Source organism: Microvirga tunisiensis (assembly GCF_009296175.1).
Classification (GTDB): Bacteria; Pseudomonadota; Alphaproteobacteria; order Rhizobiales; family Beijerinckiaceae; genus Microvirga; species Microvirga tunisiensis.
This window is the reverse complement of the sequence record NZ_VOSK01000250.1, coordinates 1-9,424: the sequence shown is the minus strand read 5'-3', so window position 1 is coordinate 9,424 and position 9,424 is coordinate 1. Positions and strand designations below refer to the sequence as shown.

The 9,424-nt window shown below is 61.2% G+C and carries 12 protein-coding genes and 2 pseudogenes; 2 read left to right on the top strand and 12 right to left on the bottom strand.

All coding sequences use genetic code 11. The features are described 5' to 3' along the window. Positions 1–309: 309 nt before the first annotated feature. From FS320_RS32200 to FS320_RS32185, 4 genes and pseudogenes are all read right to left on the bottom strand, one after another. Entirely contained in the window at positions 310–639 is a 330-nt protein-coding gene (locus FS320_RS32200) for an I78 family peptidase inhibitor (protein WP_152716511.1), read from the bottom strand. Positions 640–729: 90 nt separating this feature from the next. Continuing rightward, the gene (locus tag FS320_RS32195; RefSeq protein ID WP_152716510.1) at positions 730–1,425 is read right to left on the bottom strand and encodes a sigma-70 family RNA polymerase sigma factor; all 696 of its coding nucleotides are present in this window, start codon (positions 1,423–1,425) and stop codon (positions 730–732) included. 104 nt (positions 1,426–1,529) lie between these two features. Further along, positions 1,530–1,823: a hypothetical protein gene (locus FS320_RS32190; protein ID WP_152716509.1), complete on the bottom strand. Its 294-nt coding sequence runs from the start codon at positions 1,821–1,823 to the stop codon at positions 1,530–1,532. Positions 1,824–1,968: 145 nt separating this feature from the next. Next, positions 1,969–2,232 (bottom strand): annotated as a pseudogene (locus tag FS320_RS32185) (CBS domain-containing protein); the annotation flags it as partial. A gap of 53 nt (positions 2,233–2,285) precedes the next feature. Here FS320_RS32185 and FS320_RS32180 point away from each other — a divergent pair. After that, complete coding sequence (locus tag FS320_RS32180) at positions 2,286–2,987, top strand: IS6 family transposase (protein WP_152716508.1); 702 nt, start codon at positions 2,286–2,288, stop codon at positions 2,985–2,987. A 381-nt stretch (positions 2,988–3,368) separates the two neighbouring features. Here FS320_RS32180 and FS320_RS32170 read toward each other — a convergent pair whose 3' ends face one another. The 5 genes from FS320_RS32170 to FS320_RS50370 all read right to left on the bottom strand — a co-directional run bounded on the left by FS320_RS32170 (position 3,369) and on the right by FS320_RS50370 (position 6,454). Next, complete coding sequence (locus FS320_RS32170) at positions 3,369–3,620, bottom strand: hypothetical protein (RefSeq protein WP_152716507.1); 252 nt, start codon at positions 3,618–3,620, stop codon at positions 3,369–3,371. 341 nt (positions 3,621–3,961) lie between these two features. Continuing rightward, complete coding sequence (locus tag FS320_RS32165; protein ID WP_152716506.1) at positions 3,962–4,393, bottom strand: PRC-barrel domain-containing protein; 432 nt, start codon at positions 4,391–4,393, stop codon at positions 3,962–3,964. 199 nt (positions 4,394–4,592) lie between these two features. Further along, a complete protein-coding gene (locus FS320_RS32160) occupies positions 4,593–4,793 on the bottom strand; it encodes a hypothetical protein (RefSeq protein WP_152716505.1) in 201 nt (66 codons plus the stop codon). Positions 4,794–5,520: 727 nt separating this feature from the next. Beyond that, positions 5,521–5,748 carry a DUF6894 family protein gene (locus FS320_RS32155; RefSeq protein WP_162003389.1) on the bottom strand — a complete coding sequence of 76 codons (228 nt, stop codon included), beginning with the start codon at positions 5,746–5,748 and terminating at the stop codon, positions 5,521–5,523. A gap of 460 nt (positions 5,749–6,208) precedes the next feature. Next, positions 6,209–6,454, bottom strand: coding sequence for a LemA family protein (locus FS320_RS50370; protein WP_338105579.1), 246 nt, complete (start codon positions 6,452–6,454; stop codon positions 6,209–6,211). 38 nt (positions 6,455–6,492) lie between these two features. Here FS320_RS50370 and FS320_RS50365 point away from each other — a divergent pair, with 38 nt between their 5' ends. Then, a complete protein-coding gene (locus FS320_RS50365) occupies positions 6,493–6,639 on the top strand; it encodes a hypothetical protein (protein ID WP_338105580.1) in 147 nt (48 codons plus the stop codon). On the opposite strand, the pseudogene FS320_RS51005 reads toward FS320_RS50365, so the two are convergent. The 3 genes and pseudogenes from FS320_RS51005 to FS320_RS50360 all read right to left on the bottom strand — a co-directional run. Then, positions 6,586–6,744: pseudogene (locus tag FS320_RS51005) on the bottom strand (LemA family protein); the annotation flags it as partial. The gene FS320_RS50365 and the pseudogene FS320_RS51005 sit on opposite strands and share 54 nt — an antisense overlap. 219 nt (positions 6,745–6,963) lie before the next feature. Continuing rightward, positions 6,964–7,236, bottom strand: a complete 273-nt coding sequence (locus FS320_RS32145; protein ID WP_152716503.1) for a hypothetical protein — start codon at positions 7,234–7,236, stop codon at positions 6,964–6,966. Between the two features lie 284 nt (positions 7,237–7,520). Continuing rightward, entirely contained in the window at positions 7,521–8,576 is a 1,056-nt protein-coding gene (locus FS320_RS50360; protein ID WP_338105578.1) for a sensor histidine kinase, read from the bottom strand. Positions 8,577–9,424 lie beyond the last annotated feature (848 nt).

Below are 9,424 nucleotides of genomic sequence, written 5' to 3'. Positions count from 1 at the left end.
CGGAAGGGGGTCATCGGATTGCGGGCCATTGTGCGTTCCTCCTCGTTCAACGTGCGATCCTCGGCGGGTGATGGGTCCGCCGGAAAGGCAACACAACTCGGACTGGATGATGTCGGAGCCAAAGCACTCGATCATCAGAACCAATTATATTCCGACATTAATCCGTCTGGAATGGAGGTTGGGCCACTCGGGAGGCACCAGAAGCACGGGCTTGCCTGGCCCGACAAACTCCCTCTGTTCTCCCCCGGCCGGCAGGAATGGCCATTCCGATGGCCCGGACCACCGCGGCAAACCGCTGCGGATGGAACGTCATCCGCAGCGGAGGCCCGTCACGATCCCGGCGCGGTCCACCTCGATGTCCAGCCGATCGGAATCGAGGTCCGTCGTGTAGGCACCCCCCGGCTCGATCTTGCGGGCCTCGCGGGCACCGGCGGTCCGCCGGGCTTTTTCGGCCAGCTCGGGCGAGTAGGGTTGCCCGACGATCCCCCGGGCCTCGCCGGCCGCACAGGCCTGCCGCTCCGGGGCCGGTGGTTGCGGTTGAGCAAACCCACAGGCCGGAGACAGGATCAGCAGGCCTGACGTGAAAAGTGTTCGTGTCCGTCTGCCGACGCGGAGGTCTCGTCGAATATTTGATCGCATGGCAGACTCCTCCGCTGCATGGCCAGGGGCTGAGATCGTCAGCACTGCCTCGGAACTGCTTGTCTCTGCCCTCGTGCATTCTCGCCGGCGCTAATGATGCGTGAACCGCGTGCCGATGGCGTCTTCCGGTCCGAGGCCAAGGATATCCGCGAGATGGTGGCGGGCCCGGTTGACCCGGCTCTTGATGGTGCCCACCGTCACGTGCTGACGGGCAGCGATTTCCTCGTAGCTCAGGCCCTCCGCGCCCACCAGCAGCAGGACCTCGCGCTGCCACGCCGGCAGCTTGGACAAAGCCTCCGACAGATCCTGCAACTCCAGCTCATCCAACTGCTCCGGCAGCGTGGTCAGACGGGCGGCATAGGCGCCTTCGACATCCTCGACCTCCCGCTGCCGTTTCCGGTGCTCGGTGTGAAAGTCGTTCTTCAGGATCGTGAACAGCCAGGCCTGAAGGCCTGTGACCGGCTCGAACCGGTTGCGCCGGTCACAGGCCTTCAGCAGCGTGCTCTGCACCAGGTCTTCCGCACGGTTCGCGTCATGGGTGAGCGCGATCGCAAAGGCGCGCAGATGACGGATGGAGTTCAGGAGGTCCTGGACGAAGCCTGGATCATGCCGATCCTCAGGGATCCGGATGGAACTCTCCAGGCGTCCGATCAGCCTGACGAGATCCGGAGGCAGATCGGAGATGATGAGGTCGGAATAGACGCCACGCAACTGCTGTCCCAGATGCTCTCGGACCACATCGCCAAGAACAATGGGGTTGGGTGGCCTGAACTTGGAGCCAGCCATAAATAAAAGATGTTGTGTGATCTCTGCGACATCAACCAGCAAGCCTGTGGCACGCTCACGCAGCCGTCACCTTGACCTGTCCAAGACCTTGCCGCCTGGGCTTGTCACATGGACGGCCGTTTGGGATACCTGAGGCGTTTCTCGAAAGCATAGGGATGGCCGACAAGCAGCGAGGCTTCGGCCGGGAGCTCGCCGTCACCGGTCTTCTCGAAGCCTGCTAATGCGGTCAGAAGAACCGTGTTCGGGAGGCTGGCGGACAGGATGGTTGGGCCACAGCCGGAGGTGGCCACCAGCATCATCTTCTGGCCCGGGCACCCGAGCTTCACGAACAGGCTTTCGAACTGATCCTGGACCTCATTCCACTCGCCCGGAGCGATGATCCTGCGGGCCCAGATCATTGAGCGCCTCCCGGGCCGGACGGTTGCGTTAAAAACGAGACGCCCGACGGCCTTGTCCTAAGCCCGCCCGTCCCTCGGGTGTCATCAGATCACCGGGGAGGGGCTCTGTGACGGCCCCTCCCCGCGTACCAACTCACGTGCGCGATCAGCCGGTCTGGCTGTGCTGGCCGCCCGGCTGCGAGATGCCCGCCACAGCCTCGCCGACTCGGCCGGAGCCATCCGACACCGCCATGTCGCCGAGCGAGATGATACCGACCAGCCGCTTGTCGCGGGTGAGCACCGGCAGGCGGCGGACCTGGATGTCGGCCATGTTGCGGGCGACATCCTCGGTCTCATCGTCCTCGTAGCAGTACTTGACGTCCTCCGTCATCACGTCGCGGACAGAGGTGTCGGGCCCCTTGCCTTCAGCGGGCGTTGTCACGTTAACCTGGGCACGAGATCGAGCGGTGTAGATGGTCCGGCATGAGCAAGCCTGTCAGCTACAAGCGCCATCGCTTTCCACCCGAGATCATCGCCTATGCGGTGTGGTTGTACTTCCGGTTTCCTCTCAGTCTGCGGCTGGTCGAGGAGATGCTGCTCGAGCGCGGTATCGCCGTCTCCTATGAGACGGTCCGCCGGTGGGCGCTGAAGTTCGGACCCGCGTACACCCGCCGCCTCAGGCGCAAGGCGCCGAGCCGCCGCGACATCTGGCACCTCGATGAGGTCGTGGTCACGATTTCTGGCAAGAAGCACTGGCTTTGGCGGGCGGTTGACCAGGACGGATACGTGCTCGATGAGATTGTCCAGAGCCGACGCGACACCGAGGCCGCCAAGCGCTTGCTGAAGCGTCTGTTGCGGAAGCAGGGCTGCCCTCCACGACGGATGATCACCGACAAGCTCGGCTCCTACGCGGCCGCCCGGCGTCAGGTCATGCCGGACGTCGAACACCGCTCGCACAAGGGGCTTAACAATCGGGCGGAGAATTCGCATCTGCCGTTCCGGCGACGCGAGCGGGCGATGCAAGGCTTTCGAGCGCCCAGGTACCTGCAGCGGTTCGTCAGCGTGTTCTCGGCCGTCCGCAATCTTTTCGTTCCACCTCGCTCCAGCCGCTCCGCCCCTGCCACCCATCTGCACCGCCTCAGCGCCATGGCGGTATGGAAAGCTGTGGCCAAAATTGCTGCTTGAGCCTGTCCGGTAGACAAATCAGCCTCAGCGCGCTTGGCGGCATTTAACGTGACAACGCCCTGGCGGCCCTGCCATGGCCGGAGCGGCGACGTCTGGGGTTGATCCTGGAAAGTGCACGTGTCAGCGCGAACAGCGAGGCTGTCCGGGATGCGGTCGCGGTGATGCTCGATTTGGCTTCCGAGATCTGGGCCAGAACGCCCCCACCTGCGGAGCGGGATAGCGAGAGCAACCGGGAGCGGGAAAAAGAGTAAACAGCGAGGTGGCATAACCCTCTGCACCGTGGATATCCTCCATCGGTAGACTGCGAGCAGGGCGTCCCAATGGATAACACCAGGTCTGATGCCCCCTTGAGCCAGATTGGAGATGGGAGGGCGTTCAGCGTCAGGCGGGACGAACTCCAACCTTTGCCCACTGCGACTGATACTGGCGCACGATCTCACGCAGGGTGTTGGCTTCGTCCTGGAGACCGCCACTTGCATAGGAAGCCGCCACCTCCGAGAGTTGGCTTACGATCTGCTCCGCCGTCTCACCGGCATCCGCAAGCGACTTGAGATGTTCTCGCGCGGCGGCTTCAAAGCTGCCGCCCTCGCCGCGAGCTTGAACGGCTTCCTGGAAACGGCTGTTGTGAATCATGATGCTCCTGTCATCCGGTCTTCTGCGGACTGTCGCGGATTCAGCCTGTCCGAAGGTTCGTAGCCGCACAAGGCATCCAGGCTTGACAGCATGACGCAGGAGCGGCACGCAACGGGAGCGTGAAGAAGTGCGGAGCGGTTTGATAGTTGCCCGGTGGAAGGCGGATCGTTTCAGGACGAACGGCGGTTGGCTGCCTCACAAGCCCCCATTCTTCCGCCAACCCCGCCTGGCGGCATTCCGCCTCCGGGCGAGCCGGGTGGCATGCCTCCGACCATGCCACCACAGATCCTGGTCACGCCGACAATGCCTCAGCCCATAGCAGAGCAGGATTGCTGCATCGATCAAGCAGTCGGGGTGGTCTTGTAGTAGGCATCGATCCTGGCGCCGTACTCGTTATCCGTAAACGGATCCTCCCCGGCGCTGTACTGCGGTGCATCAACCAGCCGGTCCCTGTCAATGTCGACCACATAGCCGCCCAGTCGCGGGTCATAGGTCAAAGCCCGCCAGGGCAGCGGATGGTAGCTCTCGCCGATCCCCAGAAAGCCGCCGAAGCTCATCACCACATAGGCGACCTGACCGGAGATCTTGTCGACCATGAAGTTGTACACGCTCCCGAGTTGCTCGCCGGACTGGTTGAACACCGGCGTGCCCTCGACCTTGCTGGAGGCAATCAGACGCCGGGTCTCCTCAATGGCGATGCCCTCACCCGAAGGGTCGAGTTCCATGGAGCCTGGTTCGCGAAGTTGTCTCTCGTTTGGTAACTGCGTTGGCATGATCCTCTCCTCCCGAGGGGAACGTCATGCTGGAGCGGCCGTTCCGGCTTGCTTGCGTGCTGAGCACGGCGTGTCGGGCCTGTCCAGGTCACTGCAAGCGAGCCGAACGCTGAGGGTGAGACCGCAATCAAATCCTCCCAGGTTGGATGACACGATTGAGCACGGCCGGGCCAAGAGAGCGGAGGAAATGAGGTGGGCTCTAGGTCGCCTGGAAGGCTCGTCGGGCTCGTTCCCGGATTTCGTCCAGCTCATCTTGAAGAGAATTGATCTGCCCTTCCAGTTCCTCGAGCGAATCACAGTCCGGAGTGATGAACAGGCGGCCATCCTCGCCCCTGGTATAGCGCAGAAGGGCAACCCTGATCGAGGCTGGGTTGTCGGGAGTTCCCGGTGTGATGTCCAACTCGAAGGCTCCGAAGACATGCGTGGGGCTGCCTCCTTTCTGGATTGAGAATGCCCCGAATGAGAAGGATTGCGAAGACCGCCTCATCTCTACGTGCGCCCAGCCTCACGATCTATGAACAAGACCCGATGCGCCAACCTGGAAGAGGAGGATTGCTGAACTGCAATCCGGCCGGAACGCAGTCGGGGCGGCTCATGTTCGTGCCTGAGATGGATTGGGAAGCGATGGATCCCGTTGCTTCTGGATCGGAGACGGTGTCGAACTTCTGCGACCAGAGGTGATGCTGTCAGGATGTATCGGAGAGCGTGTCCTCGGATAGGGTGCTCTCGGCTGCGGCAACGGAGAGAGTAAGGCCTGCCAACAACAACGCGGCTGCGGGAATTCTGACGTCGATCATCATAGCCTCCACAGTTTGACCAGAGAATAATCCCGCTCCGTCCAACGGCGTTCCCATGAGGCAAGTGACATTGACCGCTCATGCCGTCGACCCAGACAGGCAGACGGCCGTCAAAGTCCATGCCCCTTCGGCGGGGAACCAAAGCGGCGCAAGCCCATTAACAAGCATCGCCGGCTTAATATGCCCCCATACGGCCGGTGACCCTCAAAGCGCCCTCTCAAGGGCGCTTTTTCTTTGCCGCGAACGCGGTCGACAGTCCCGATGACGAATGGCTGTCATCCCTGCTGTCAAACGAGGATTTGCAACACGGTCCCCAGACAAGGGCTCTGGTCAATGCAGAGCCGGTTCAAGATCCAGGGAGTGAAGGAGGCGGCCCTCCACACCGACGATCTCAAGGCGCCATCCGCTCCAATCGTCACGGCTGCCGCCATTGGCGTACCGCAGTTCGTCAATGGCGTTTCGTGCCTGCGTCGCAGCCATCTCAAAATCGACAACGTCGACACCCGTGTCGTCCAGAATCATTTCTCGACCGTTGACGAGGTGAAAGAAGCAGCGCACCGGCAGTCCTTCTGTATCCGAGCCACGGACCAAGATGGTAACACGTTTCCTCGCCTGGCTAAGCGACCACTCGGCGTTATTGGGGGCTCCCTGGTGGGGCAATCCCAACGTCTAAAGGAAAACCGTGCTGACGCGGTACTGATCCGACATCAGCAATCCGGCAACGGCGATGCCCCGGGGTGTCAGGTCGCACGCCAGTGGAGTACGATCTGCTCATGCAGGGGCGGCCAGATTATCAGGAGCCCGGCTTTCACTCGCTGAATGGGCCTCGGCCCTGGCGATCGTCCTCGCGCAGAATGTCGACCTGCGTCAGGCGGACCAGCGGTTCGTCCTCCACCAGGAGGACTACCGGCCGATTCAGGATTTCGCTATGGGGCTTCCTGCGCGCAGCAATGGGCCCCTGCAGGCCTGGTTCTGCACCGGTAGGGATTTGCGAACTTCAGAGTATGGTCGTGCCGAGCTACGGCTTCGCCGGGGTTGGCGGCTGCTCGATCTCGGCTTGGGCAAACGTGGTGAGCGGCTTTGCTTTCGCATCGATGATCGCGGCGATCCAGCCGCCTGGGAACCTGCCCAGTTCCTCGTTATGGGCCCGCACGGCGCCGATGAGATCGCTGCGTGCCACCACCAGCTGGTCTTCCTGGCGCTGGAATTCGTGCAGGCGGTTCTGCAGGGCCGTGTCGCCGGTAAGCTCCGGATAGCGCTTGATCGTCGTGTACAGCCTCTCCAGGGCATCCGAGAGGCGCTGTGGGCCTGCTCGTAGTGCCGGAAGCGCTCCGGCTCGGCCAGGAAGCCGTCGGCGTTGCGGATGGCCACGACCTCGTCGTGGGCGGCCATGACCTCGTCGAGCACCTCGCGTTCGGTCGGGGCCTTCTTCCGCACTGCCTCGACTAATGGGGGCACCTGATCGGCCCGTTGTTGATATTCGTGGAGCACCTCGCTCCAGGCCTGCTGGGCCCGTTCTCTCAGGCTGGGCACATCCCCAGGCGCACAGCCCATCACGCCAAGAGTGAGGCTGAGGGCGAGGCTCCATGCTCCCAGACGAGTACACACTTGTTCCTCCTGCTCTGGAGGGGCGGATGACCAGACCAGCCGCCAAGAGCTGGCCATCTCTCCCGTAACCCGAGCCGTCGGCGCTGGTTCCCGGTTCTGAGCCCTGCCATCCTCGCGGACTACTCCAGCTGAACCCGGCGTCAGAGGGTCTCCTCTGAAATCCGATCAGAGCTTCTTGGCTTGGGTCGCCGTTGGACGCCCGGACCGGTGCTCAACCAATACGGTGGTTCGCGAGGCCGTCTCAGCCGAATGGCCCTGGAACGGCATGGCAGCCCACACTCTTGCAGCCTTCAGCTGAAAGAACTCGGCGGCCCGCTGGACCTCGGGATCGGACGAGAAGGCCTGCAGGCTCTGGAGGGTGAGCACCAAGCGGCGTCGAAAGGGCCACGGCAAGGCTGTCAGCGTGTCGTTCACGTTCAGGCGCGCAGCCCCTTCCACTCCAGCCTGATCGGCTATGCCATCGATCCGGCTCTGGACGGCACTCAGGCTTGCGGGCTGGGAACATCACTCATTGAGACAAGGCACAGGTACACAGCAAACTGCTTCGGCAACGGCCGCGGCACCATGTTCATTCCTCGGGGGTTCCCCTGTGCGGCAATCGCGCCCACCAAGTGAAGCCTCAATAATAGCTTGGCAGCAAAGGCAGGAACAGGCTGGTCCAATCGGAAAAGCCAAGCTAACTTCTAGAGAAGGCTGGCTCATCTTCTCGTCCAAGCCGGGCTTTAATCAGCTGTTAACCATGCCTTTACATCCTCAGGCGCAGTGAAGCCCGGAGATACCATGGCTGGTGACAGACAGAATTTTGCAAAAAGGACGCCTTGGCAAGGCAGCCCAGGTTCGGATCGGCCTGTTCCATGCGAGAGCGGCTCGATCTCATGCCGCCCGTTCAGCTGCATCACGAATGAACGGATCAGGCGCTGACCCAGACCCGTCGATGTCGCGGAAGGGGTGCTCCCCTGAGTAGCGGGCAGACCCACGCCATTATCGCTGACGGCAAGGCAGTATTCTTGGTCGGTGCGCGTGACCGTCACCCTGACGTGTCCGCTACGATCACCGGGAAAGGCATATTTGAGCGCGTTGACCAGAAGTTCGTTGATGATGAGCCCGACAGAAACCGCCTGATTGAGTGGAATGGAATGGCTTTCGGCTTCGACATCAAGGCGAATGGGGCGAAGGCCGATCAAGGCTGCCTCCAGGTCGCAACAGAGTTCCTCGATGAACGGGCGGCTGTCCGCCAATACGGCTCCCTCCAACCGCACCAGACGCCGCTGCACTTTGGCCATGACGCTCACGCGCTCTGCGGCGGTCATGAAATCCTCGCGAGTAGGTTCCTTGGTGCTGCGGGCCTGGAGGTGAAGCAGCGAAACCACTGTGTGCAGATTGTTCATGATCCGGTGATTGGACTCGACCAGGAGCTCGGCCTTGTCAGCCTCGGAGGCCTTCGCAGCTTCATGCGCCCGCTTCAGTTCTGCATGGGCTTCCTTGAGTTGGCGGTAGGCAGCATGCTGAGCCTCAATGATGAGGGTAATGGCGATCCCGATCACCATGAACAGGCACCAGCCGAGAACCTGACCCGGGTCTCTGATCGCGAAGTTGCCGATCGGCTCGAGAAGGAAATAGGCTGAGAGGGCGGCGCTCAGCACCGTCGCAACGAGGCCACTCCCCCGGTTGAAGAGAACAGCCGATAGGATAAGAGTGGGAAAGAACAGAAGAAATGGAAAATCTCTCAGCACATTAGAGAAGATTTGTCTGAGAGAGAATGCCACTATTACAAGGATGGCCGTTGCGCCGTAACGAACAGGCTATGGCAGATGTCGAAGTGACCGCGTTTTATCGAACAACTCCCTTATCATAAGAAGGGTAATCGAGTCGATATAGCTATGGTTCCCTGAGCTATTACTTCGGAAAAACTCTTTGAATGAGGCGAAATCGTGATGCTTATCAGGAAGGAGTCAGAGCACGAGCTGTGCTCAATGACAGGTTTGGTGCGATCGGATCGGCAACATTCGTGACGCGGCTCAAGGATTGATCCGCAACGAGGACCCAGATGATACTCGCGTCGATCTGGTACCCGCTTGAAATTGTCGCGCGAGCTGCTTGTCGAATCTATCTGGGCAACACCGCTCTTTCACGGGCGACACTTTGGAGAGCAGTACCCTTCGCTTTTTCGCCGAACGGGATGTTCTGGAATGCAGTTTCGAATGGGAGCTGATCCTGGTTCAGTTCCCTTGAGCCGCAGTAGCCCTGGCTGAGGCTCCGAACCCGATCCTCAGCCAAGGACATTCACGCCCTGAGCCAGAGGTCGAGCAAGGACCCTTCCGCTAGGGCGTTTCCTTGCCTGAGCAATTCCCGATACGAAGTGCACAGGCAGAAAAAGACTCACCTCTTGTGTCCAGTTGCGGGTCGATCCAGACAGCCTAGCCGTTCTTATGCATGGGAAGGTTGATGAAGGCTGGCGAGTGTAGCTTAAGCACTTGAAGCAGCGTAGGATTTGGTTGTTGAGACTAATCCCTGCCACCAATTGCCCTGTGCCACACTCGCCATGCCGGACGATACACCTGCCACCTTCCCGTTTCCAGCCGTTGGCCGCAAGAAGATCACCGCTGCTTTCGACGGTGGGCGCCTG